The following is a 25,758-nucleotide window of genomic DNA, read 5'->3' on the forward strand; positions in this document are numbered from 1 at the left end:
CGATGTATATCTATGCAAGATCACCATCACGATAAATCTCTGTCCGATATCCACGAAAGTGTGGATGTTGTCAAAAGCAAATCAAAATTTAAACGTATTCTCAGTTTTTTTGGCCCTGCATACCTCATTAGTGTAGGGTATATGGATCCAGGGAATTGGGCTACAGATTTGGCAGGTGGCAGCCAATTTGGATATGCATTGATATGGGTATTGTTGATGAGTAATCTAATGGCGCTTCTCTTACAGAGTTTATGTGCCAGATTGGGAATCGTGCGAGGTAAGGATCTTGCTCAATGTAATCGCGAGACCTACCCTAAACGGATGAATTTTGTACTCTATGTTCTGGCTGAGATTGCAATCGCTGCATGTGACTTGGCGGAGGTCTTGGGTATGGCAATCGGTCTCAATCTGCTGTTTGGAATAGATTTGATATGGGGGGTATTGATTAGCTTTGTAGATACGTTCCTTCTACTCTATCTTCAAAAGTTGGGAATGAGGAAAATGGAAATGTTTATCATAGGACTCATTTCGATGATTGGGATGTGCTTTATGGTAGAAATGTTTTTTGCGAAGCCTGACTTAGGAGAAGTAGCTCTCGGATTTATTCCCAGTCTTCCCAATAGCGCAGCTCTGTATATCAGTATAGGCATTATTGGAGCTACCGTGATGCCTCATAATCTGTATTTACATTCAGCTCTTGTGCAGACCCGTAAAATACCGCGAGAACCAACATTTATTAAGAAAGCGCTAAAGTACAATTTCTTCGATAGCGCTATCGCACTTAACTTGGCATTCTTCGTGAATGCGGCAATTTTGATATTGGCAGCCTCGGTTTTTCACAAAAATGGTATGCATGAAGTGGCCGATCTTAAAGATGCTTACTATCTATTGGGCAGTACCTTGGGAACACATTGGGCCTCTAAATTATTTGCCATTGCATTGATTCTTGCAGGACAAAGCTCCACTGTCACGGGGACTCTTGCAGGGCAGATTGTTATGGAAGGATATCTGAGATTAAGAATTAGTCCTATACTTAGGAGGCTAATTACACGACTATTAGCAATTGTCCCCGCTGTATTAGTGATTTTAATAGCAGGGGAGGAACAAGTTGGAGCTTTGTTAATTTTTAGTCAAGTGTTATTGAGTATGCAGCTTGCATTTGCTGTTGTACCTCTGATTCATTTTGTCAGTGATAAGAAAAAAATGGGTCAATTTGTGATTAAGCCCTATGTACAGCTATTGGCTTGGTTGATTGCGGCTATAATCGCGGTATTAAATTTTCAATTGGTATATGTAGAGGTCAAGGGGTGGATAATAAAACTGGACAATCTGTGGTGGAGTATGGGATTGATAGCAGGAAGCCTTGGACTTGCCCTTCTGTTGTTGATGACGGTTTTTTATCCGATATGGCATCGCCGCCAACCTACTTTGGTAGATGTACATGCTCCCTTTGAGGCATTGGTATTTGACAAGGTCACACCTTTCAAAACAATAGTAGTCGCATTGGATTTTTCAATTTCTGATACAAAAGCGGTGGAGCACGCATTCCACTTTTGCACTAAAGATACTGTGATTGTACTCGTACACGTAGTAGAGAGCGCTTCAGTCAAATATACTGGTGGGGAGACTGGTGACTATGAGGCGCGTAAAGATATGGAAAGGCTGATGAAATATGTGAATCTGTTTAGACAACAGGATATTGAGGTTAAATATGAGTTGCGCTACAATAACCGGGTTAAAGCAATAGTGGGCGTTTGTAAACAGTATGACGGCAACTTACTTATTGTCGGCAGCCATGGACATTCGGGAGTAAAAGATTTTATATTTGGGGAGACTGTAAATAAGTTGCGGCATGAGGTCAAGATTCCAGTCTTTATTGCACAATAGTGACTGCCTATTAATTGATATATTTATAAGGTACCAGCAATATAAATAATTCATATTGCTGCAAACTAGTATATAACATATTTATAAAATAAGATGAATATAACACTGACAGATAAGGTAGCGATGGTAGGAGGTGCTACCTCAGGAATAGGGGAAGCTATTGCTATACAGCTTGCCAGTAGCGGAGCAAGTTTAGTACTTGTGGCAAGGAACGAAAGCAAATTGAAGAACACGTTGACACGGCTTGATGTCAGCCAAGGACAGGAGCATCGTTATCTTGTAGTCGATTTTGCTGATTTCGGACATGCTCAATTGATAATCAAGGAGTTTTTTGAAAATAATTCAATCGATATCGTGGTCAATAATACTAATGGCCCCTCCGCTGGCGGCATCAAAGATAAAACCATAGCGGACTATCAACAAGCCTTTGACTTGCTATTTCAATATGCGGTTAGTACAACTCTTTTGGCTATACCCCATATGGTTAAGCAAGGGTTTGGACGGATTATCAATGTCTCCTCTCTCACGGTTAAAGAACCCCAGGACACATTGATATTGTCTAATACTATGCGTACAGCTTTGGTTAGCTGGAGCAAGTCATTATCAAGAGATGTTGCCCCTAACGGTGTGACGGTGAATACAGTTTTAACGGGATATTTTAATACCGATAGGTTGAATAAACTTATGGAAACACAGGCCGAGCAATTGGACGTTTCTGTCGAAGACATTCGAGATAAAAGAATCAGTTCCATCCCTATGAAGCGATTGGGACGCCCAGAAGAATATGCCTATCTGGTCACCTTTTTAGCATCTGACTATGCGGCGTATTTGACAGGTACCTCTTTACAACTTGATGGTGGATTGATGACAGGTTTATTCTAGATAAACCTGTCATCAATTTTGATTCGACCTATTCATTCTCCAATTGGTTTTTATAGGTTTGCATATGTCTTTTTATCTCATCGCTCAATTCGGGGTATTGGATATCTTTGTATTTTTTTAATACCTCATGCATGATACTGGCAACGAGATATCGGGCCACTTCTTTATTGTCAGATGGGATGATATACCAAGGCGTTTTCTTTTTGCTTGTTTTTTGGATGGCTTCTTCATAACAAGTCATATACTTGTCCCAAAGTTCGCGTTCTGCGAGGTCCCCAGGGGAAAATTTCCATTGATGTTTATCTTTTTCCAATCTTCTTAAAAGCCTATTTTTCTGTTCACCCTTACTGAGGTGAAGATAGAATTTGAACACGATTGTACCATTTTCGACAAGATGCTGTTCGAAATTATTAATTTGATCCAATCTTTTTTTCCAAAAATCGGGAGTAACATCTTCTATATTTTTTATTTCAGGAATATTTTCAGCAAGTAAGTATTCAGGATGTACACGGGTAACCAGTACATTTTCGTAATGTGTACGATTGAATACGCCAAATTTTCCCTTTTCAGGTAACGCAATATAATGTCGCCATAGATAGTCATGCTGATGTTCTTTTATCGTGGGTGTTTTGAAGCTTTGCACATCGACACCCCGCACATTGAATTTGGCGAATACCTCTCGAATCAGGCTATCTTTACCAGCAGTATCCATACCTTGAAGGCATACCAGGACATTATATTTATCATGCGCGTACATGGTGTCTTGTAACGTGCTTAGTTTTTTACGGACTTCCTTCAATCGGATTTCTGCTTCCTCTTGCGTTACTTCGTCAGTAATATCTGTAGGAAAGTCTGAGATTCTAAAATCAGACGTTGCTATTAGCTTTTTGGAGTAATTGGTGCCATTGCTCATAATGTGCTGTTTCTTATAAAAATAGGGAATCTTAAGTAAAGAACGGTATATGTAGAAAGCCCTGCTGTCACGAATAGTGAGGTTTGCTCTCTAATTTCCTCTGTGATTAAAACCAAACAACATAGTAAAATGTTTTAAAGTTCATACAATCATTGTATATGATGATATTCTTAATTATCACTATATTTGATAATATTAATGATGATTATATGGACGATAATAGGTTGATAGGGGTAATTACCGGTGATTTGATAAATTCTCGAAAAACGGATGTGAAAATATGGCTCCCGCTATTGGAGGATGCGCTCGATTGGAATACACATAAATACGACATCTATAGGGGGGATAGTTTTCAGGCTGAAATAGATCTGGAACATATTTTCCATGTACTTTTTTATATTAAAGCTCGTCTTAAGACTATTAAGAACATGGATGTAAGAATGTCCATCGGGGTTGGCCACCTTACATTCAGTGATAAACATGTCAAGACATCCTCAGGAGAGGCTTACATAAATGCCGGTGAAAGCTTTGACCTTCTGAAAAAGGAAACGTTGACTATCAAAACTCCTTGGCAGGAGATGAATGAAATATTGGATCTTCTATTGCAATTAAGCGCAGAAATTGCCGATCGATGGACGGAAAATATGGCTGAATCAGTTGCAATGGCGTTACGATATCCGGACAAGAGCCAGGTCGAGCTTGCCCAGTTGTTAAATAGAAAGTATCAAAGTCAGGTCAGTACCGAATTAAATAAGGCTGGTTATTTTAAAATACAGCGTGTTATCGATTATTGTAAGCTTCAAATTTTGGAAAGATGCTCTATACGTTCTTAAAACTTTTGTTGGCACATATCTTAGGTGATTTTGTGTTTCATCCCCGTAAATGGGTTCACGGCCGGGCCTATCACATCCGTTATATTTTTTATCACGTAGCGGTACATGCGGTATTATTATGCCTGTTTTTCTTCAATGATTTGGCTGATTGGTGGCCGGAGCTGACGATTGTTATATTATCCCATTTGGCAATTGACAGTTTGAAAGTATCTCTGGAGAGAAAGGTCAAAGCCAGGCCGCTGTTGTTATTTATTATTGATCAATGTTTGCATTTGACGGTTTTGGCCGCAATCGTTGGTTGCTACTATGCTGTTTATATAGACGTAGAGGAATTGCTCTCCTCGAAGAATCTAGTACTTTTAATTGGCGTACTGGTGACCGTTTTTGTTTCTCCTATTGTCTTAAAGGTGTTTTTTAGTAAATGGGGACAATCAAAAGAGGTCGAAGCTCAACGAAAAGAAGCATTAGTAGACGCTGGATTCATTATTGGAGTATTGGAGCGTGTGCTTATTGTAATTTTCATAAATTTGAATTTTATGGAAGGCATAGGTTTCCTACTGGCAGCAAAGTCCATTTTTCGATTTGGCGATTTAGCAAACTCTAAAGACAAGCAATTTACGGAATACGTATTGGTGGGGACATTAGCAAGTTTTGTCATGGCCATCATTATTGGTTTCGCATTAAAATGGACACTCCAACTGATTTGAAAAATGGGTTTAAAAAATGTTAAGTCAGGTAATTATTATTACCTTAGTACTGTAAGGTTCTTTCTGACTTTTTGATGATTTTGAAATTAAAGTCAGAATGGTAACTTTGCTGTCTATTTATTGAGGTCCTATCTTATCACAAGCAAATGGCAAAGAAAAATTACGTTTCAAATTCAACGGAATCTACGAGGATGTTCAAGAACGATTTTTTGGAATCGTTGACGAAAGTTCATTACTCAGTTCCTATTATATTCTATCTACCCGTTATTATTTATTTTTCATGGAAGGCCATGGGGCCAGGAGAGATGTCTGCTTGGACCTACCTTATGTATTTTGTCTGTGGTTTAGCATTTTGGACTATTTTCGAATATGCATTGCATCGTTGGGTCTTTCATTTTCATCCCAAAGGAAAATTATTGAAGCGTGTACATTGGATTTTTCATGGTATCCATCATGACTATCCTAAAGATCGTTTACGTTTGGTAATGCCTTTATCGGCTAGTATTCCTTTGGCCGCTTTGGTGTATTTTATGTTCAGCGTCTTCTTTAGTAATGAGTATATCTTAGCTGCTTTTTTTGCGGGCTTTATGATTGGTTATCTCATTTATGACGAGTCCCACTACGCTATGCATCATGCAAATTTTAAGAGTGGTTTGATGAAGCGGATAAAGCAGCACCATATGCTACACCATTATCAAGATCCAGAAAAAGGATTTGGCGTGAGTTCTGCAGTATGGGATGTGGTATTCGACTCAGGCTTTCCCGAAAAGAAGGAAAAAGAAAAAGAGCAAGCTGAAAATGAAACGGCCAACTGAGGATAGCAAAAAAAGGAGATACATCGATATCTCCTTTTTTTTTGAATGACTCTCCGGTCATTTAGTACATGGGGGGAACTTGGTTGATTGATGTTGTGTATAGCATTTCGCCATTATATTGAACCATAAAAGTAGTGGTAGATATTGCAAGTTTTGAACCTTTATTTTTTAATGCTAAATTAGATTATATTAAACTTTGTATGATGTGTCATTCTCCCCTAAAAATAGTATTATTAGTTGGTTTGGTTTTTCACGCAATGGCCGGTGTTGCCCAGCAAGATGTGCGTCGTGCGGAAATGGAGGTTCAGCATATCATCGACCGGTATCAAGCAGTGGGGTTATCAACAATTGTTGTCAAGTCGGGCAAGATAGTTCATAAACAACATTACGGATATCAAGATCTTAAGACCAATACTCGATTGAATGATTCTTCTCTATTTAGGATAGCGTCGATATCCAAATCATTTTCAGCTACATCGGTGATGCAGTTGGTAGAAGCCAAGAAACTGGATTTGGATGGGGATGTAAGCCAATTAATTGGTTTTGAAGTTCGTAATCCTTCCTTTCCCGATATCCCGATTACAATCAAGATGCTATTGTCCCATACCTCAAGTATCAATGACAAGAATGGCTATTTTGATTTTGATGTCATCAATCCTTCTAAGAATCCTAAATGGAAGGAAAGTTACAATAGCTATGCACCTGGGAAAGGGTATCAATACTGTAATTTGAATTTTAATATGATAGGCGCTATTATTGAACGTGTTTCGGGTGAACGATTCGATGGTTATGTAAATCGACATATCCTGACTCCTTTAGGGTTGTATGGGGGCTATTGCGTAGACTCACTGGATTATAGCAAATTTGCGACTTTGTATGAATTTGATAAGGGCGAAATGATACCTCAACCAGCGGCCTACAATCCCAGAAGAAATGAAATCGCTAATTATCAGATGGGGTATTCTACCCCTATTTTTTCTCCAACTGGAGGAATGAAAATCTCTACCTTAGACCTAGCTCGTTACATGATGATGCACATGAACTATGGAATGAGCAATAATAGTCGGATTATTTCGGAAGAGAATGCCAAGATTATGCAGACAAAAGTGAGTGATACCGAAAGCTATGGTTTGGCACTATGGCAAACTACTGATTTGGTTTCGGGTGTCAAATTGGTAGGACATACTGGTTCTGCCTATGGGCTCTATAGCGCTATGTTTTTTGATCCTGAACAAAAATGCGGCTTTGTTGTGATTACAAATGGATGCAACCAGTCCGAGAACGAAGGGTATAACCTACTGTTAAAAGAAGTTGTCAATTCCTTATACCATTCCTTTATAGAATAGGTGGTCTTTGAATCTTGGCCCAAAATTTGAATTTAATACTTATGTAATGATATGTTTACAGAAATTTATATATCTTACATCGTAAAATAGACAGGAATGAGTCGCTGATTTATTGGGTAGTATTATAAATTTAAGTCTTATGCACAAAATCTTGATTATCGCGTTGTTGTTTGTTGCCAAAAGCAGTTTTGCCCAAAAGTTGGACCTAGATCAAATCCGCAAAGATTTTAATAAGGGAGTCAAGAGTGAGGAGCTGTGTGAAGGACACTTGGAGGCTTTGGAGAAATATGCCAAAACTCCCGAAGAAAAAGGATATCATGCTGCATATCATATGTTCATGGCTAGCCATACAGGTAATCCCTTTAAAAAGATGGGATATTTTAAGCACGGCAAAAAGCTATTAGAAGATGTTATCTCTAAAACTCCCCAAAATGTAGAATTGCGTTTTATCCGTTTGTGCATACAGTTTTATATTCCCAAATACCTAAATTATCACGATAAGATTGAGGAGGATAAGGCTTATGTGATGAATAACTTGTATAAAATGCAAGATGAAGAAGTTAAGGATTTGATTTTTAATTATTTAAAGGGTGCGAAAATGTATACCAGTGAAGAATTAGCGCTGCTAGGTAGATAGTTCTCTTTTTACATTCCTTACCTAGTTTTGAATTCCTCTAAGAGCGGGTGGTCCTATGGTGCAGGATAGAGCAGGATGCTTCAATGTGCTAAAAAACCTTTATTTGTGATAGTATGGTATACATTCACCCATCCCTTTCATTATAAATAAGAGTGTATTTCTTCTTTCAGAAATTGCCTCAGAATGGACACTTCTGTCGAAGTTGCGAATCCTACCCCTCCAAGTATAAGCCCCCAAGTACATGTGATGGATATTGAGCCTCTATTTAAGTTGTAACGATGGGAGAGGGGTGCGAGATACGGTACGTTGCTGGTTGGGTCTCGGATTGGCTGGCGACCTGTGTAAATAATAACCAATTTAAAATAAAAAGTATGTATTGGAGAATGTTTCAAAAGAGATTTTGCTTGATGTTGATGTGCGTGGCCTTTACTGGTTTTTCATTAGTTTCCTTCGGTATGAATAAACGGGGACCATACGAATTTGAATCGCTGTATGTCGATCTAATTGCGTATACGGACAAACAGTGGGATGCTGGGTATTCATTGAACACCTCCAAGACACCCTTTGAGAATGGTAGTCAATATCCTGCTATTTTAAATAAGCAACCTGCATTCAGTTGGTCTATAAAATCAGGTAATCGTCCTTTTGGACAACATGCTTTTCGTATCCTAGTTGCCGACCGTCCCGATGTTTTTGCAAAGTCTAAGACTTATATATGGGATTCGGGCAAGGTGAAAAGCAATCGTTCTGCAGGAATTGTGATGAAAGATGCCTTTTTGCGCGCTGGACAAACATATTATTGGAAGGTAGTAGTCTGGGATGAGAAGGGAGTAAAGACCGAAAGTGATATAGCCGTTTTTTATACAGGAGATATCCAAGAGGGCTATCAAACTTCCAGATATCCTTTACAACGTAGTGATCAACACCCACATAATATCGAGAAAGACGATGACGGAAGCTACTTTATGGACTTTGGCAAAGCGGCATTTTCACAACTTTCCTTTGATTTGACGAGTACGTCAGATAAGGACACGTTAACTGTACATCTTGGAGAGGCGTTAGACAAAAAAGGACGGGTTAATCGATCTCCTGGTGGGACTATTCGTTATCAGGTCTATCGTTTACCTCTAAAAAAAGGAACACATACATATCAGGTCGAAATTAAATCGGACGCGCGTAATACAGGGCCTCAAGCAGTATTGATGCCAGCATATATTGGCGAAGTGCTGCCATTTAGATATGTGACTGTCGAGGGGTATAAAGGAGAGCTTAAGAAGGAGCAGGTGTTGCGTAGTATGGTCCATTATCATTTTGATGATGACGCTTCCTATTTCCACTCTTCCAACGATACCTTAAATCAGATTTGGGAGCTTTGCAAATACAGTCTTAAGGCAACTACGTTTGCCGGAGTATATGTTGATGGAGATAGAGAACGCATCCCTTATGAGGCGGATGCCTATATCAATCAGCTATGTCACTATGCTGCAGACCAAGAATATACTTTGGCCAGACATTCGCACGAATACTTGATGCATCATGCTACATGGCCCACGGAATGGATTTTGCAGTCGGTATTGATGGCATATAATGATTATTTATATACGGGTGATCTTCGTTCTGCTGCTCATTATTACAATGATCTTAAGGCCAAGACTTTGACTATGTTAGAAGAGAGCAATGGTCTAATCAGCTCACGTAAGGGCAAGCAAAATCCAGAATTATTGAAGTCAATTTATTTTAATGGGAAGGAGCTTCGAGATATCGTGGATTGGCCGCATGGAGGAATATTGGGTTTGAGCGCCAAAGATATGGGAGAGAGCGATGGGTTTGTATTTACAGATTTTAATGCAGTAGTCAATGCCTACTACTACAAAGCATTGATCGATATGCACAAACTTGCTGAAGCATTGGGGAAGGTAGATGACAGTCAGTATTACAAAGCAAAGGCTACTAATGTTTATCGGGCGTTCCAACAGCATTTTTTCAGAGAAGATGTTGGGAATTATCAAGACGGAATCGAGACTGATCATGCTTCATTACATAGCAACATGTTTGCTTTAGCTTTCGATTTGGTCCCGGACAAGTACAAGTCTACAGTGATGGACTATGTCAAGTCGCGTGGTCTAGCCTGTAGTGTATACGGTAGTCAGTTTTTAATGGATGCTATTTATCAAAGTCGTGATGCCGATTATGGTCTGTCTTTACTAACTTCCACAGCAGAGCGAAGTTGGTACAACATGATTCGGGAAGGTAGTACGATCACAATGGAGGCCTGGGGCAATAAGTTTAAACCAAATCAAGATTGGAATCACGTATGGGGCGCTGTGCCTGGAAATATCATTCCGCGCAAATTGATGGGAGTAGAGCCTACTCTTCCTGCTTGGGAGCACTTTCATGTTAGACCGCAAATTAGTAATTTGTCAGCGGCCAAGATCAAGGTCCCTACCATAAAGGGCCCTGTACTCGTAGATATCACTCAAAATGCACAAAGCTTTAGTATGAGCGTGGAGGTTCCTGCCAATACTACAGCCGATATCTATATCCCGATTATGAGTAAAAAGAATCGAGTCACGGTTTTTGTAGATAATAAGGCGCAAGAATTACCTGTTTATGATTCTTGGGCGAAGTTAGAAGGAGTTCGGGCTGGACAATATCATTTAACGTTGAATAAGCTGCAATAACTGGCGACAAATGACGGAAGGGATACAAATCATTTCTTAGCTTTGCAATTACAAAGAAGCTCGATCAGACTTGGCTACCCATCCAATCTGTTTGAATGGACGGTTATGTTAAATAATGTCAATGAATATAATGTTGGATTATTATTTGCTGTTCACAAATAGATTTTTTCGGTACATTCGAAATAGACAAGTCTGAGCAAAGAGTAGGCCTTGGCAAGTAATGTTAAAATTTTGGTCCCTAAAATATATATTCTGATGAGAAAAATAATTATTATCTGTCTACTATCTGTCTTTGCTGTTAAACTATCGGCTCAAATGAGCCAAGTAGTTAGCCCGTTCACCACTGTAGAGGCGACGGACAAGATTAATGTGCAGCTCAAGTATTCTAAAGATTTAAAGGTGACTATTGAGGGTGCCTTGGCCAAGGATGTGGAAGTTATTCAAAAGAATGGTATCCTACGATTAAAAATGAACACAAGGAATATTCTACAAGGCGACAAAGTAGATGTAATCGTGTATGGGCAGGATGTGAGCAGAATCATTTCAAAGAAAGGCGCTCGTATCGTGGCGGCTGAATCTGGGATTTTGAGCGAAGATTTGATTAAGCTAACTGCCGCTGATGGTGGGCTGATTGATTTACATAAATTGTCCGTACAAGAAATTAATGCAGATGTTAATAAGGGTGGAAATATCAGATTGGAGGGGAAGGTGACTTCTCAAGAGATTCAGTTGACATTCGGCGGTATTTACGATGCTAAGAATCTGACTTCGGAGCAGGCTAAGGCCACGGTCAATGGCGGAGGGAGATGTGAGATTAAAGCGTTAAAGTCGGTTGATACGCAAGTAAGAGCTGGGGGAGTGATAGATGTGTATGGTAATCCGCCTCAAACGAAGGAAAAGAAATTAGCTGGCGGTATCGTTAATTACAAATAGCGATTTGTACATACTGTTGCATCATCTATAGCTCGATGAGCAAGCGTGTAGCTTTATTTGCTTCGACCTGACCTTATTTTTGGAATTATATGGATTGTTCGTCATCTTTACAAGATGGATTCAGTGATGAGTAATCCTATTAAATGTTATACTTCAAATTGATGTAGACAGTGGTGAAAGCAGAGCCTTCAGATGATAAATTCAACTATAAAAGCTATTTAATAATCAGTGCAATAGGAGCTATCCTTCTGATAGGTCTTACTGTGATGGTGATGAAGTTTTTTATGGAGCCTAAGGATTCTATAAAGGCTAAAGTCTTTAATCAAGATATGGCTTTGAACGAAGATTTAGTTTATATGGACAATACCATAGGAGCCACAAAATGGCTTTGGAGTTTTGGCAATGGAGATACATCTGTGCGGCAAGATGGGAAGTACAGGTACCACCAGGCTGGTACCTATGTGGTCAAGCTGATGGTCAATGACCATTTGAAAGAAGAATTTTTTGTGACGGTAAAGGATACCGTACCCAAAGAGGTAGATAGCACATTGCGTATTTCCGGACCTACGACAGGAGAAGTATTGGCTGAAGTAAAGCTTAGTGTAGATGGTCCAGGAGAAGTCTTCGAATGGTGGTTTGGCGAGACTGGTAAAGTTGATTTTATAGGGAAAATTGCACAGTATACTTATTCTAAACCCGGGCAATATCGTGTCAAGGTCCGATCGGATAAAACCCTTCGATTTACATATAGAACGATGTCAATCACAGGCATGGAGATTGATAGTCTCGATAGCTTGATTGTCGATAATCTTGCTCAAAAAGTTGCTATGGATGACCTAAAAGTGCAGTTGCAAGCCATCGCTGACGGTGGAGACTTCAATGTACGCTATCGATATATATTGAACAAATTTTTCTGTAAGAACGAACGTGCCGGCGTCACTATCAACATGGGAACCAATGTCAAACAACAGGATATCTATAGTTACTGTATTGGTTTGACTTTTGGAGGAGGATTGAAGATTGATAAGGTTGTCCTTTCTCGGGAGCCCAACACCAATTGCTATAACGCATTGATAGTAACTCAACACAAATGATCATGTGTCCGATAATATAATAGATTACGACACGAAAAAGGGACAAAAACTATTGTCCCTTTTTCGTGTCGTAATATTCAAGTTAATTCAAGTTGATGACAAAGTCCTTTTTATCTTTTCTCACTTTTTTCATATTGACCAACCAATCGTTCTCCGTATCTCTATAGCCCAAAGCTAGTATCGTGACTGATTTTAAGCCATACGCTTCTAATCCTAATAGCTCGTCCAACTGTTGATTGTTAAAACCCTCCATGGGGGTCGCGTCCACTTTTTGCTCAGCTGCCGCCGCTATTGCAAGTCCAAAACCTATATAAGCTTGACGTGCCGCATGCTCAAATTGTTGCTGTTGCTCTCTAGTAGAAAGCATACCGAAAAGTTGGTTTTTGTAATCGTCAGCATATCCAGTCGGTAGTCCACGTTCTACTTCCTGTTGAGTAAATACTTCATCTACACGGTCTTTGGTATACTGGTCATATGCCGCAAAAATCAACAAGTGCGACGAGTCTACTATCTGCGATTGGTTGAACGCTATAGGTTGTATTTTTTCTTTCAGTTCTGCATTACTGATTTCAATGATTTTGTAAGGTTGAAGTCCGGATGACGTAGGAGCCAATCGTGCGGCTTCAAGGATATAATTAATTTTTTCTTGGGAGACCTGTTCGCCATTCATTTTTTTAGTGGCATATCTCCAGTTCAGATTTTCTATTAAGCTCATTTTATTTTAATTTATTAATGATTTGATATAACCATCTATTGCATCTTTCATTATGTCAGATGGTTGGATGGATTTTTGATTGTTTGATAATAATTCTAAAGCAACAAGTCCATGCATGATGGACCAAAAGGTCTTGAGTTTTAAGTGTATGTCTATATCCGTTCGACCGCTCTGAGTTACAGCCTCTGCAATGACGCTGTAAATTACATCTGAGGTTTGTCTTTTTTCAGATACAGTTTGGATAGCCTCACATGTAGGGATACCAAGTCCAAACATAATCTCGTAGTGCTTTTGGTGTGTAAAAGCAAATGCCCAGTAAGCTTTCGCGATACGATTGATTTTGTCTGCAGCTGCATGGTCAGTCTGAATAGCATTCGATAGTTGTGTGGCTAATAATTCAAAGCCTTCCTTTGTGAAGTATTCGATAATATCGTCCTTGCTAGTAAAATGTTTGTAAATCACTGGTACACTGTATCCGATGGCATCGGCTATTTTGCGGATGGACAAGGCCGACCATCCTTCCTCCTCAATAATGATTCGGGATTGTTCGATGATTAAATTTTTCAACTGCTCTTGCTCTTGCTGCCTTTGTATCGCTTTTTCCATGTTCAGACATTTAGTTAACACTGTTAACAAAGGTAGGTAGGGTTTTAATTCCAACCAATACCTTCTGGATTTTTATACTTTTATATGACATTCGCGTCTGCACTTAATATTGTATTTTTAGACTATGGATATTGGAACCAAAAAACATGTTTCGCTCGTTCTCGGCAGTGGCGGAGCTCGCGGAATTTCAGAAATAGGAGTTATTTATGCGTTAGAATCCAAGGGATTTGTCATTGATGAAGTGGTTGGCTGTTCGATAGGCTCATTGGTTGGTGGGATATATGCACAGGGAAAATTAGATCAATTTCGAGATTGGCTGAAGAGTTTGAGTAAGCGCGAGATTTTTAGATTAATGGACTTTACTTATTCTGGCGCTGGTGTGATGAAAGGTGTCCGGATATTTGAAGTCTTAAAACAAATCGTCCCCGATATGGCAATAGAAGATTTGCCGATTCGATACACCGCCGTTGCCACTGATCTCAAGAAAGAGGAAGACGTGGTTTTTCGAACAGGGAGTATGTATGACGCTATCCGCGCCTCTATCGCTATTCCTGCAGTATTTACTGCCGTGAGTGTCGATGAACAATTTTTGGTAGATGGCGGAGTGCTCAACCCTTTGCCCATCAATCATGTTCAACACAAAAATAACATTGTTGTGGCCGTCAATTTAGATGGACATCCAGATCCCGAGTTGGTCGTCCAAAAAAATAATGCAGTGCCAAAACTAAACTCTATAGGCGTCCTCACCCATGCCTATTATGCAATGCGGAGAAAATTAGCATCTCAAAGTCTGGCACTTTATCAACCAGATTATATCGTTACTATTCCGCACAACATATCGGGACTATGGGATTATGACAGGTCTGAATACTTGATTGAAAAGGGTATAGAATTGACGGAAAAAGCTCTACTCGACGTGCAGGTTTTTTAAAAAAGTATTCATCACACTATTGAATTTTTCGGGTGCCTCCAAGTTAGGTAGATGTCCACAGTCTTCAAACTCCATATATTCGGAGCCTGTGATTGCCTGGTGAAGTTCTTCCATATAGGCCTTGGGCGTTACGTTGTCTTCTGCTCCCCGAATGACTATCACTGGCACCTTGATGTTAGATAAAGATGCGGTGGTATCCGTACGACTAGCCAAGGCGAGTTGGGTAGCGCATATACTATTTATACTGTTTCTTCTTATACTGCTTTTAATCAATTCGACTACATCGTTGCGGAGCTGTATCGTATTAGGATGCAAGATATTCTCTACAAAACCAATTGCAAATGGTCTCCGTCCATGTTGCAGTATAGCTTGTATCGAGTCAAATCGTTTTTGTTTGCCCTTATTGTCATCGGCCTTGGCATGGGTGTCGCTAAGGATTAGACCGTTGATGTTTTCGGATATCAGTTCGGCTGTTCGTAGTGCTATGTAGCCACCCATAGAGACTCCGCATAAGACCACTTTACCTAATTCCATTTTTTTGATAAAGGCTACTAAGTCCTTAGCAAAGACATCGATGCTGAAAAATCCATGGCTTGATGTCGTATTTCCATGTCCTCTGACATCAATAGCAATCCCTGTTACATCATCGGCAAGACTTTCCAATTGTGGTCTCCATGTATTTTTATTAAAAGGGAAGCCATGTATGAATATAATGGTCTTGACGGGACTAGGAGTGAGTGCAGGTTTGAAATAATAGGATATACTGATATCTCCTATCCTGATTTTGCTGCTTTTGAAGTTACGGTCTGTCATGTGCTAAAACTGTATGTTGTGAATAATTGTGTAAACTTAAACTTAGACAAAATGGTTGGTTTTCATGATACGGGTAAAAAATATATACGCTGAAATGTACTACGATCACCAGTTTTTACAGTGTTGAAAAAATATTTTAACAAAGGAACTGCAATATAATCAACAAGATAATTGATTTATAGTTTTAAAAGCTCTCAAAAAACGATATTTAAATTTGGAAATTAGATAAAAGTAACGATATTTGCATCACCAAAACAAAACGAGGGATATCCTCGCAGAGTACACGGTTTGCGCTCATAGCTTAATTGGATAGAGCACCTGACTACGGATCAGGAGGTTAGGGGTTCGACTCCCTTTGAGCGCACATTTTTTAAATTCCCATCTTTTATATTTTTCAATTCTTTTTCTTATTAAATTGCCTTTTTCGGCATGTTAATCTCAAAGAAGAGGTGTTTTTTTTGCTATGAAGGATATTTTCTATACAAGGAAAATAATGAGTTTCAAATATCAATAATATGGATACCATAGCCATATCTTTTCTGTCTCGATCCATATTCGTAAATAGTGGGAAAAGTAAAATAGATGAAAAAAAATTTGTGCAAAGATGGATTTTCCCTATATTTGCATCACCAAAACGGAAAAGGCTTATTGTCCAAAAGTGTTGGTAGCCGCGCTCATAGCTTAATTGGATAGAGCACCTGACTACGGATCAGGAGGTTAGGGGTTCGACTCCCTTTGAGCGCACTTGTTTAATTCCAAGCCTAATCTTATTTCTGATTAGGCTTTTATTTTTTTTACAGAAATACAACTATGCTAAACCTTGTTTTATTTGGCCCTCCTGGAGCGGGCAAAGGTACACAATCAACGAAGCTGATTGATAAATACCAATTGGTCCATATTTCTACAGGCGATCTGTTTAGAGCGCATATCCAAAATCAAACAACCTTAGGTCAGCAAGTTAGTCAAATCATTGCAGATGGAAATCTTGTTCCAGATTCGGTGACAATTGCAATGTTGGAAGAGGAAATCCAAAAAAATCCAGAAGCAAAAGGGTTTATTTTTGACGGATTTCCACGCACGGTTGCACAAGCAGAAGCTTTGGACAAGTTCTTAGAATCCGTTCAGTCTTCCATCACTGGGGTGATCGCACTTGATGTTAACGAAGATGAATTGAAAGCACGTATTGCAAAAAGACAGGAAATTTCTGGAAGAGCTGACGATGCTGCTGATAAGTTGACAAAGCGTATCGAAGAGTATTTTGAAAAAACCATCCACGTATTACCTTACTATGAAGCGCAAGGTAAGTTGTCAAAAGTGAATGGTATTGGAGAGATTGACTCTATATTTAGTGAGTTAACTAATATTGTGGACAAATACTAGAGAAGTCTAGTTAGTTTTCTTTTTTACTTTTAAGAGGTTTTAATTAAATGGCTCAAGGATCAAATTTTGTAGATTACGTGAAGGTGTGTTGCCGATCTGGCCATGGGGGCGCGGGTTCTGCCCACCTACATCGAGACAAGCATACCGCAAAGGGAGGCCCCGATGGAGGTGATGGAGGTCGTGGAGGGCATATTATACTCAGAGGCACTAGTCAACTCTGGACGCTATTGCACCTCAAATATAGAAAACATATCATTGCCTCAGATGGAGAACGAGGTGGTAGTGCATTGCGATCGGGAGCTTTTGGTAAGGATGAGATATTGGAAGTTCCGCTAGGTACTATTGCTAGGGATGCTGAGACAGGTGAGGTGTTGTTTGATATTACCGAAGAGGGAGAGACCAAGATCTTAACACCTGGAGGTATTGGCGGTTTAGGAAACTGGCATTTCAAGTCATCTACCCAACAGACCCCACGCTATTGCCAACCGGGAATGCCAGGAAAGGAGCAATGGATTATCCTAGAGTTGAAGGTCCTTGCTGATGTAGGGCTTGTTGGCTTTCCAAATGCGGGTAAATCTACTTTACTTTCAGTAGTGTCTGCTGCGAAACCCGAAATTGCCAATTATCCTTTTACCACTTTGGTACCCAATCTGGGGATTGTAGCCTATAGAGACAACAAGTCTTTCGTGATGGCGGATATTCCTGGCATCATTGAGGGTGCTTCCGAGGGGAAGGGCTTGGGGTATCGCTTCTTGCGTCACATCGAGCGAAACTCTGTGCTGTTGTTTATGGTTCCGGCGGATACCGACCGTTCAATCACTGAGGAGTACAACATCCTTTTAAAGGAGCTTACAGCTTATAATCCAGAATTGATGGATAAGCCCAAATTGTTGGCTATTACTAAGGCCGATATGCTGGATGAGGAGTTGGAGAAAGAAATGGAACTAGAGGTCCCCAAAGACATCCCATATATCTTTATTTCTTCCGTATCAGGTAAGAATATTCTTCAGCTTAAAGATATGATTTGGAAAGCTATACATGCTTAACCGATATTAATAATTTTCGTAATACAAAAGAAGGGGAGCATTTTTTATGCTCCCCTTCTTTTGTAATTCCATATCAAATAATGGGGAATAATTTTTTATTCACCTCGATTCTGAAATTGGCATCCATGGTATCCATAAGCAACTTCGATGGATTGCTGTTTGCATCAAAGAGCATACAGGGGATTTCAACTACGTTGTCTTTTGTAATCAGTCTATAATAACCAAAAGATAGACCTTTGGTCTTTTGTATAGACTCTACCTGTTCTACGGCAGTTACATCACGGAGCAGATTGAAACGATAGGTTTTGTCCTTGACATATTCAATGACAAAATCCGAGCTGTCAGGGTCAAACCACACCGCTTGATTTTTTGTGGCTCGGATGTGATTGGTCAATACAAAAAGTTGGCCTATCAGGTAAAGACTAATGGGGAGTAAGATTAAAAGTATCTTTATTTTAATAGCAAGAATAAGTACGATGACCAGTAGGATAAATCCTACGCCAGCATTCGCAATTGCCATATTTGATATTTTGCTAATCCGCCCCATACCTGCTCGCAAAAGAAAATATTGATTCCTTCTGACTACTGTAGCGGTGGTACCTACAAAACCTGATATTTTTTTGGAAACGAAATAGAGAACAAATCCTATTAATCCAATTACCAACAATGCCTTAAACATACTGGCGAATGATGATATTAGTACTGTTCATTTTCATTTGGATAGTTAACAGCTTTGACATCCGTGACATATTGTCCCACGGCCTTGGTCATTTCTTCATATAGGTTGAGATATTGACGTAAGAATTTTGGTTTAAAACCCTTTGTCAGCCCCAGCATATCGTTGACCACTAGCACCTGTCCATCACAGCCATTTCCCGCGCCGATGCCAATAGTTGGGATCCGAAGGGATTTGGATACCTCGGTAGCTAATGTGGCCGGTATTTTTTCCAATACTATTGCAAAGCAGCCTGCTTCTTGAAGAGCCAGTGCATCGGTCTTCAATTTTTCGGCCTCAGCCTCTTCTTTTGCCCTAACACCAAAATTACCGAATTTATAAATAGATTGAGGTGTCAATCCTAAATGACCACATACAGGAATACCAGTATCTACTATTTTTTTGATATTATCGATGATTTCCTCACCTCCTTCAAGTTTAAGTGCATGTGCACCCGATTCTTTCATGACCCTTACTGCTGCTTTGTAAGCGTCATTTACATCACCTTGGTAACTACCGAAGGGCAGATCTACGACCACCATAGCGCGTTTTGTACCTCTGACTACTGCTGAGGCATGGTAGATCATGTGGTCTAGAGTTATCGGTAAGGTAGTTTCGTAGCCAGCAAATACATTTGCGGCCGAGTCCCCAACCAATATGATTTCAACTCCGCCCTCATCCAAGGCTCTGGCTATAGAGTAATCATACCCCGTCAACATTGCAACTTTTTCTTTACGGTTCTTCATATCTTGAATGATAGAAGTCGTAATTCTGGTGATTTCTTTATTTACAGACATATTTTGATTTGTTGTATAAGCAAAAGTATAGTTTTTTTAAGCAAAAGCCCATTATCCTGCTGATTTAATGTCATTAATTAGAAACCTAATCCGATAGTAATAGCTATCTCAAAGGGATTTCGTAATTTTGCATAATGAAGCAAAGCGAAGGCAAACTCTTTAAATACCCCAAGTTCCCCGAACTGATCATACATGAAGATGATAACATTATAGTCATTAACAAACCTCCCTTTATAGCATCATTGGATGAGCGCGAAGGTGGTGAAGTCAATATACTTCGTCTCGCAAAAAAATACTTTGCTGAAGCACAAATCTGTCACCGCTTGGACAAAGAAACCTCCGGGATTCTCTTGATTGCTAAAAATCCCGAAACGTATAGACTCATTTCCATTGAATTTGAAAAGCGACGAGTAGATAAGATTTACCATGCGGTGATAGAAGGTACCCATGTGTTCAATGATCTTAAAGTCGATCTGCCCATCCTCAATCAAGGCAATAAGAATGTTTCAATCGATCGATATAATGGTAAGGCTGCTGAAACAATCTTTAATTCGATACAATATTTCAAGCATTATACTTTAGTCGAGTGTAAGCCGATTACAGGTCGGATGCATCAGATTCGTATTCATTTAGCTACGCAGCACGCCGCTATCGTAGGGGATGACATGTACCGAGGTAAGCCTGTGTATCTTTCTCAGATTAAGAAAAGAGGATTCACTTTGTCTAAGGACGAGGATGAGCAACCTATTATGAAGCGTTTTGCCCTCCATTCCAAAAAGGTAACCTTTACAATCGACCAAAAGCAATACACTTTTGAAGCTCCTTACCCCAAAGATTTTGCTATCTTGGTCAAGCAATTAGAGAAATTTGATGCTTAACACCTTTTATTGTATATCATGAATCCAAAAACTAAGAAAATCATCTTTAATGTCATATTTGTTGTGCTCATTGCATTACTGATATGGCCTACTAGCCGTTCTTATTTTCAACAAGGTCTGATGAAGATAGGGCTATTCAAGCCGACCTTGGAAGCACCAAAGGAATCCAAAGATAGTGTCGCAGTAACCAACACTACTGTCGGTGAGCCTAACCTTTCATTTGTAGATGCATCTGGAAAGCAAGTCAATACGCATGATTTGAAAGGTAAAGTTGTTTTCGTGAACTTTTGGGCCACTTGGTGCCCTCCGTGCAAAGCCGAAATGCCATCTATTCAAGTCTTGTACGATAGGTTTAAGGACAACGACAAGGTGGCTTTCTTAATCGTCGAAATCGAGAATGATGTTGAGAAAGCTCACGATTTCCTGAAAGCCGAGAAATTGACTATGCCGATACACTTCCCTGTCGGAGAGATTCCGCAAACGTGGTTGGGTGGGTCTATTCCGACAACACTTATCTTGGATAAGACTGGAGCTATTGCAGCACGCCACGAAGGCATGGCCGATTATAGTAGACCCGAAGTGACAGATTTTATCAACGAATTGATTAACAAATAATACTATTAATGACTAGAGCAGAGCTCATTCATCAAATACGGGTCAAGCGATCATTCTTATGCGTAGGATTAGATACCGACCTTACCAAAATTCCAGAACATTTATTGGATCATGAAGATCCAATTTTTGCGTTCAATAAAGCTATTATCGAAGCCACCGAAGATTTGTGCGTGGCTTATAAACCCAATATTGCTTTCTATGAAAGCTATGGTGTCAAAGGATGGGAAGCCCTTCAGAAGACTTGGGCTGCTTTGCCTAAAAATTGTTTTAGTATTGCAGATGCTAAGCGCGGAGATATCGGTAATACCTCTAAGATGTATGCCAGTGCTTTCTTCGATGATGTGAATTCCGGAATGAGTTTTGATTCAATTACGATTGCCCCTTATATGGGACAAGATTCCGTTACCCCTTTTCTTGATTTTAAAGACAAATGGGCTATTGTACTCGCTTTGACATCTAATCCTGGAAGCTTAGACTTTCAAAATTTTAAAAATGCTACAGGAAAACAATTGTTTGAAGAAGTTCTTGACAAGGTCAATACTTGGGGGAGTGACGAGCAAATTATGTACGTGGTCGGTGCTACCAGGGGCGAAGGTTTTGTTAAGATTAGAGAGCATGCACCTACCCATTTCCTTTTGGTGCCTGGAGTTGGTGCGCAGGGGGGGAGTTTAGAGGATGTGTGTAAGTATGGGATGAACAAAGATTGCGGACTTTTGGTCAATAGTACGAGAGGCATCATTTATGCTTCAAATGGAAGAGACTTTGCTGAGCGTGCTCGTGAAGAGGCCCAATTGCTGCAGAAGCAAATGGAAGCTGAGCTATTGCGCTACGGGGTAATTGGTTAACATTCTTTTAAATAGTAAAAGCGGGTTGTTTTCGTTATTGAAGACAGCCCGCTTTTTGTTGATATATTCACTATCTTACGACTTTTATAATTATCCCTATCATGAAGCATCTTATTGTTTTGTTCGTTTCGTGTGTTGTGTTGCACACAGGTGCCGCCCAGCAGTCCAAGCCACAGTCATTTATTAACGCCTTTGAACGACATTTGGGGCAGTACTACGAAGGTAAGATTATTGCAGGAGGGAAAGAGGGTGACGGTTTTACAGGGAAGCCTTTGCTTATGCAGGTATTGAGCTGGGATGCTGGACAAGTTAAAGTTCCTTTTTATGTGGGCGACGATAAATCTCGGACATGGATTTTTTCACTGGTTGATGAGAGGATAGAGTTAAAGCATGACCACCGAATGTCTGACGGTACGCCAGATAAGATAACCTTTTATGGTGGTGTAGCCCCGAACGAGGGAACGGCCAGTCTGCAAATGTTCCCCGCTGATGTCGAGACCTGTGCATTGATTGATTATGCGTGTTTCAATGTATGGTGGGTCACGCTAGAGCAAGATAAGTTTACCTACAATCTTAGACGAATTGGGTCAGATCGTTTGTTCTCGGTTGAGTTTGATTTGACCAAGCCCATTCAGTCTGATTTTAAACCTTGGTAATCTACATATCTATTCATTTGCAATCCATGCTTGGATGTAAATGCTGAAGATTAGCCCTAGAAGTCCAAATTTAATCATATTCTACAGTTGATAAAATGATAGTTTTAATAGAAATATAGGTAGGCCAGGTTTGAGAATCAACGAATTATAATGAATAGTGAAGTTTAGGTGTGGAATAGATTGATTAAAATTTACTTCGATATATTTCAGCACAAATCCGTAACTTTGCGCCATGCCAGAAAAAATTATTATTCTCGATTTTGGTTCACAGTATACGCAATTGATAGCTAGACGTGTACGTGAACTGAGCGTATATTGCGAAATTCATCCATACAATCATCTTCCAGAGTTTGATGATTCGGTTAAAGGTGTTATCTTCTCAGGTAGTCCATATTCAGTTAGACAAGAAGATGCTCCACAGATTGATTTTCAATCTATCCAATCACGCTTTCCACTTTTAGGAGTTTGCTACGGAGCTCAATATATAGCCCAGCAATCTGGGGGCGAAGTTCTTCCTTCAGAAATTCGTGAGTATGGACGCGCCAATCTACAATTTGTAGACGAGCAAAACGAGTTATTGGCTGGAGTTCCCCTTCAGTCTCAAGTATGGATGTCTCATGGAGATACCATCAAAGAAGTTCCGGCTAATTTTAAGATTATTTCAAGCACAGATAAGGTACGAGTCGCGGCCTATCAGGTGGAGGGTACCCAGACTTATGGTATACAGTTTCATCCTGAGGTGACCCATAGTACAGATGGGCAGATTTTGCTGAAGAATTTTGTAGTCAATATATGCGGATGTGCACAAGAGTGGACGCCAGATGCTTTTGTCGAAACTACTGTCGCAGACTTAAAGCAACAGCTCGGAGACGACCACGTTATCTTAGCGTTGTCAGGAGGGGTAGACTCTACAGTAGCTGCAGTATTATTGCATCAAGCCATCGGCAAAAATCTACACTGTATATTTGTCGATCACGGATTGCTCCGTAAGAATGAGTATGAGCAGGTTCTTGATTCTTACAAGAACATGGGCTTGAATATAAAAGGAATAAATGCCAAAGAGCTATTTTACGGTAGGTTGGCTGGAGTTTCTGAGCCGGAGCAGAAGAGAAAAGTGATCGGTGCATCATTCATCGATGTATTTGATGAAGCATCTAAAGAGATTCAAAAGGAACTTCCAGACGGTATTGAGCCTAAGTGGTTGGGACAAGGCACCATTTACCCAGATATTATCGAATCCATTTCTGTAAAGGGACCATCTGCTACAATCAAATCACATCATAATGTTGGCGGATTGCCAGACTATATGAAACTTAAAGTAGTAGAGCCTTTAAAGACCTTATTTAAGGACGAAGTCCGTAAAGTAGGAAAGACATTAAATGTAGATCCAAATATCCTTGGTAGACACCCTTTTCCGGGGCCAGGCTTGGCAATTCGTATTTTAGGAGAGATAACTGCAGAAAGGGTACAGATTTTGCAAGATGCTGATGATATTTACATCCGAAATTTGAAAGAGTCAGGTTGGTATGATAAAGTTTGGCAGGCAGGTACCATATTCCTACCTGTGAAATCGGTAGGTGTGATGGGCGATGAGCGTACTTATGAGCACGTTGTTAGCCTTCGTGCTGTAGGATCCTTAGACGGAATGACTGCCGATTGGATACATTTACCTTACGATCTACTTGCTAAAATTTCAAACGAAATCATTAATCATGTTAAAGGAATCAACAGAGTTGTTTATGATATCAGTTCGAAACCACCAGCAACGATTGAGTGGGAATAATCTTGTAAGCATTGCTGCCGCACTTCTACTAATTGTGGCTTCCTGCGCACCGAAAGGTACGCAGGTGCTTCGCGCACCAGATTATAATGGTGGAAATGTTGGTGCTGAGACTAAAAAAGACGAGGGAAAGACGACCGTTAAAGAACTATCTCCAGAAGAGAAAAAAGCGGCACTAAAAAAATCTAGGGTCAATCAGATAGCTTTGGTACTTCCTTTTCAATTGCATCAGATGAATACCCATGCACTTTCTGAAGAGGACGTCAAACGCTCCGCATTGGCATTAGATTTCTATCAAGGGTTTCAGATGGGGTTGGACGATCTTGCAAAAAAAGGAACCAACTTTACCTTGAATATCTTGGATTCTAGAGACGATGCTACCCATACGACAGCGCTTGCAAAATCTGACGATATTGAATACGCTTCCTTGGTAGTTGGGCCTATCTATCCAAAGGAAATTCGCATTTTTGGCGAAAACTCCATCAATAAAAATATCCTTCAGGTATCTCCTTTAGCGGCTACTATGCCCACTGAATTCAATATTTCTAATTTGGTCTCTTTGACTCCGCCGATCCGTGTTCATATGCGCGCCGTAGCCAAAGATGTGGCTAAGCGTTATCGGGCCGGAGATGTCGTTGTTATCTATAATACTGAAGATAGTGATGGCAAGCAATTTTTGAATGGACTACAGTCAGAGATAATGGCCAGTAAAGCAGATATCAAAATCTATTCTGTGAGTACCATTGATCAGCTCAATCAGCACCTTACTACTACCGGGAGTAATTTTATCTTGACTGGGACCACAAGCGCAGTCAACCTCAGATCTCTTTTAAGCAACTTAGAGGCTCAGAGTAATGAGTCTTATTATGCTTTCAATGTATATGGTCATCCTAATTGGGATCGATTTGACTTCAAAGCCTATAGTAACGTGGATAGCTACAATATAGCTATTACTTCTTCCTTTTCCTTACAGGAAAATTCGTCCGCTGTGCGAAATTTTAAAACAAATTACAGAGCGGCATACAAGATTGAACCTTCTGAATTTTCCTTCAAAGGATACGATGCTGCTCAATACTTTGGACGTTTGATTGCCAAGTATGGTAAAGATTACGCAAAGCATGTCGTCAATGAGCCGTATGACGGGTTGTCCAACTCGTATGATTTCCAATATAACGCTGCATGGGGATATGTAAATAATGCTGTAGGCTTTATGCAATATCGTAATGGCGCATTTCAATATCGCTAAAAAATAG

The 25,758-nt window shown here is 39.9% G+C and carries 25 protein-coding genes and 2 tRNA genes; 21 read left to right on the forward strand and 6 right to left on the reverse strand.

Features of this window, described 5'->3' with window-relative positions; genetic code table 11:
- Positions 1–12 precede the first annotated feature (12 nt).
- Complete coding sequence (locus tag OQ289_RS07190; protein WP_270090044.1) at positions 13–1,887, forward strand: Nramp family divalent metal transporter; 1,875 nt, start codon at positions 13–15, stop codon at positions 1,885–1,887.
- A 93-nt stretch (positions 1,888–1,980) separates the two neighbouring features.
- Complete coding sequence (locus tag OQ289_RS07195) at positions 1,981–2,769, forward strand: SDR family oxidoreductase (RefSeq protein ID WP_270090045.1); 789 nt, start codon at positions 1,981–1,983, stop codon at positions 2,767–2,769.
- Between the two features lie 28 nt (positions 2,770–2,797).
- On the opposite strand, the gene OQ289_RS07200 is transcribed toward OQ289_RS07195, so the two are convergent.
- Complete coding sequence (locus tag OQ289_RS07200; protein ID WP_270090046.1) at positions 2,798–3,682, reverse strand: PPK2 family polyphosphate kinase; 885 nt, start codon at positions 3,680–3,682, stop codon at positions 2,798–2,800.
- Positions 3,683–3,840: 158 nt separating this feature from the next.
- Between OQ289_RS07200 and OQ289_RS07205 the strand changes: the two genes are divergently transcribed.
- The 8 genes from OQ289_RS07205 (at position 3,841) to OQ289_RS07240 (ending at position 12,728) form a co-directional block, all read left to right on the forward strand.
- A complete protein-coding gene (locus OQ289_RS07205) occupies positions 3,841–4,515 on the forward strand; it encodes a hypothetical protein (RefSeq protein ID WP_270090047.1) in 675 nt (224 codons plus the stop codon).
- Positions 4,497–5,222 (forward strand): DUF3307 domain-containing protein, encoded by a 726-nt coding sequence (locus tag OQ289_RS07210; RefSeq protein ID WP_270090048.1) that lies wholly within the window; start codon positions 4,497–4,499, stop codon positions 5,220–5,222. Before OQ289_RS07205 ends, OQ289_RS07210 begins: the two co-directional genes overlap by 19 nt.
- 146 nt (positions 5,223–5,368) lie before the next feature.
- The gene (locus OQ289_RS07215; RefSeq protein WP_333485593.1) at positions 5,369–6,037 is read left to right on the forward strand and encodes a sterol desaturase family protein; all 669 of its coding nucleotides are present in this window, start codon (positions 5,369–5,371) and stop codon (positions 6,035–6,037) included.
- Between the two features lie 200 nt (positions 6,038–6,237).
- Complete coding sequence (locus OQ289_RS07220) at positions 6,238–7,383, forward strand: serine hydrolase domain-containing protein (RefSeq protein WP_270090049.1); 1,146 nt, start codon at positions 6,238–6,240, stop codon at positions 7,381–7,383.
- Positions 7,384–7,522: 139 nt separating this feature from the next.
- Positions 7,523–8,020 carry a hypothetical protein gene (locus OQ289_RS07225; RefSeq protein ID WP_033566336.1) on the forward strand — a complete coding sequence of 166 codons (498 nt, stop codon included), beginning with the start codon at positions 7,523–7,525 and terminating at the stop codon, positions 8,018–8,020.
- Positions 8,021–8,391: 371 nt separating this feature from the next.
- On the forward strand, positions 8,392–10,701 hold the full coding sequence (locus OQ289_RS07230; RefSeq protein WP_270090050.1) for an alpha-L-rhamnosidase-related protein: 2,310 nt from the start codon (positions 8,392–8,394) through the stop codon (positions 10,699–10,701).
- Between the two features lie 255 nt (positions 10,702–10,956).
- Positions 10,957–11,634 carry a head GIN domain-containing protein gene (locus tag OQ289_RS07235; RefSeq protein WP_270090051.1) on the forward strand — a complete coding sequence of 226 codons (678 nt, stop codon included), beginning with the start codon at positions 10,957–10,959 and terminating at the stop codon, positions 11,632–11,634.
- A 170-nt stretch (positions 11,635–11,804) separates the two neighbouring features.
- Complete coding sequence (locus OQ289_RS07240; RefSeq protein WP_270090052.1) at positions 11,805–12,728, forward strand: PKD domain-containing protein; 924 nt, start codon at positions 11,805–11,807, stop codon at positions 12,726–12,728.
- 82 nt (positions 12,729–12,810) lie between these two features.
- Here OQ289_RS07240 and OQ289_RS07245 read toward each other — a convergent pair whose 3' ends face one another.
- Both OQ289_RS07245 and OQ289_RS07250 read right to left on the reverse strand, forming a co-directional pair.
- Positions 12,811–13,443 (reverse strand): NAD(P)H-dependent oxidoreductase, encoded by a 633-nt coding sequence (locus OQ289_RS07245; protein ID WP_270090053.1) that lies wholly within the window; start codon positions 13,441–13,443, stop codon positions 12,811–12,813.
- Positions 13,444–13,449: 6 nt separating this feature from the next.
- Positions 13,450–14,049, reverse strand: a complete 600-nt coding sequence (locus tag OQ289_RS07250) for a TetR/AcrR family transcriptional regulator (RefSeq protein WP_033566341.1) — start codon at positions 14,047–14,049, stop codon at positions 13,450–13,452.
- 124 nt (positions 14,050–14,173) lie between these two features.
- Between OQ289_RS07250 and OQ289_RS07255 the strand changes: the two genes are divergently transcribed.
- A complete protein-coding gene (locus OQ289_RS07255) occupies positions 14,174–14,980 on the forward strand; it encodes a patatin-like phospholipase family protein (protein ID WP_270090054.1) in 807 nt (268 codons plus the stop codon).
- Here the strand turns inward: OQ289_RS07255 and OQ289_RS07260 are convergent.
- Entirely contained in the window at positions 14,957–15,793 is an 837-nt protein-coding gene (locus OQ289_RS07260) for an alpha/beta fold hydrolase (protein ID WP_270090055.1), read from the reverse strand. The two genes, OQ289_RS07255 and OQ289_RS07260, sit on opposite strands and share 24 nt — an antisense overlap.
- Before the next feature lie 290 nt (positions 15,794–16,083).
- Between OQ289_RS07260 and OQ289_RS07265 the strand changes: the two genes are divergently transcribed.
- From OQ289_RS07265 to obgE, 4 genes are all read left to right on the forward strand, one after another.
- Positions 16,084–16,157: transfer RNA gene (locus OQ289_RS07265), tRNA-Arg, on the forward strand.
- Between the two features lie 306 nt (positions 16,158–16,463).
- A tRNA-Arg gene (locus tag OQ289_RS07270) sits at positions 16,464–16,537 on the forward strand.
- Positions 16,538–16,603: 66 nt separating this feature from the next.
- Entirely contained in the window at positions 16,604–17,173 is a 570-nt protein-coding gene (locus tag OQ289_RS07275) for an adenylate kinase (protein ID WP_033566011.1), read from the forward strand.
- Between the two features lie 47 nt (positions 17,174–17,220).
- Positions 17,221–18,219, forward strand: a complete 999-nt coding sequence (obgE, locus tag OQ289_RS07280; RefSeq protein WP_033566010.1) for a GTPase ObgE — start codon at positions 17,221–17,223, stop codon at positions 18,217–18,219.
- A gap of 73 nt (positions 18,220–18,292) precedes the next feature.
- Here the strand turns inward: obgE and OQ289_RS07285 are convergent, their stop codons facing one another.
- Together OQ289_RS07285 and panB are read right to left on the reverse strand one after the other, a co-directional pair.
- Positions 18,293–18,898 (reverse strand): hypothetical protein, encoded by a 606-nt coding sequence (locus OQ289_RS07285; RefSeq protein WP_270090056.1) that lies wholly within the window; start codon positions 18,896–18,898, stop codon positions 18,293–18,295.
- 17 nt (positions 18,899–18,915) lie between these two features.
- Positions 18,916–19,731 (reverse strand): 3-methyl-2-oxobutanoate hydroxymethyltransferase, encoded by an 816-nt coding sequence (panB, locus tag OQ289_RS07290; RefSeq protein WP_033566008.1) that lies wholly within the window; start codon positions 19,729–19,731, stop codon positions 18,916–18,918.
- Between the two features lie 134 nt (positions 19,732–19,865).
- Between panB and OQ289_RS07295 the strand changes: the two genes are divergently transcribed.
- The 6 genes from OQ289_RS07295 (at position 19,866) to OQ289_RS07320 (ending at position 25,751) form a co-directional block, all read left to right on the forward strand.
- Positions 19,866–20,609: an RluA family pseudouridine synthase gene (locus OQ289_RS07295; RefSeq protein ID WP_033566007.1), complete on the forward strand. Its 744-nt coding sequence runs from the start codon at positions 19,866–19,868 to the stop codon at positions 20,607–20,609.
- A gap of 18 nt (positions 20,610–20,627) precedes the next feature.
- A complete protein-coding gene (locus OQ289_RS07300) occupies positions 20,628–21,224 on the forward strand; it encodes a TlpA family protein disulfide reductase (RefSeq protein WP_270090057.1) in 597 nt (198 codons plus the stop codon).
- Between the two features lie 8 nt (positions 21,225–21,232).
- Positions 21,233–22,069, forward strand: coding sequence for an orotidine-5'-phosphate decarboxylase (gene pyrF / locus OQ289_RS07305; RefSeq protein WP_270090058.1), 837 nt, complete (start codon positions 21,233–21,235; stop codon positions 22,067–22,069).
- 101 nt (positions 22,070–22,170) lie between these two features.
- On the forward strand, positions 22,171–22,725 hold the full coding sequence (locus tag OQ289_RS07310) for a hypothetical protein (RefSeq protein ID WP_270090059.1): 555 nt from the start codon (positions 22,171–22,173) through the stop codon (positions 22,723–22,725).
- 232 nt (positions 22,726–22,957) lie between these two features.
- Positions 22,958–24,508 (forward strand): glutamine-hydrolyzing GMP synthase, encoded by a 1,551-nt coding sequence (gene guaA, locus OQ289_RS07315; protein WP_270090060.1) that lies wholly within the window; start codon positions 22,958–22,960, stop codon positions 24,506–24,508.
- Positions 24,465–25,751, forward strand: a complete 1,287-nt coding sequence (locus tag OQ289_RS07320; RefSeq protein WP_270090061.1) for an ABC transporter substrate-binding protein — start codon at positions 24,465–24,467, stop codon at positions 25,749–25,751. The genes guaA and OQ289_RS07320 overlap by 44 nt, the downstream gene beginning before the upstream one ends.
- The last annotated feature ends 7 nt before the right edge of the window (positions 25,752–25,758 follow it).

This window comes from Sphingobacterium sp. SYP-B4668 (genome assembly GCF_027627455.1).
GTDB lineage: Bacteria > Bacteroidota > Bacteroidia > Sphingobacteriales > Sphingobacteriaceae > Sphingobacterium.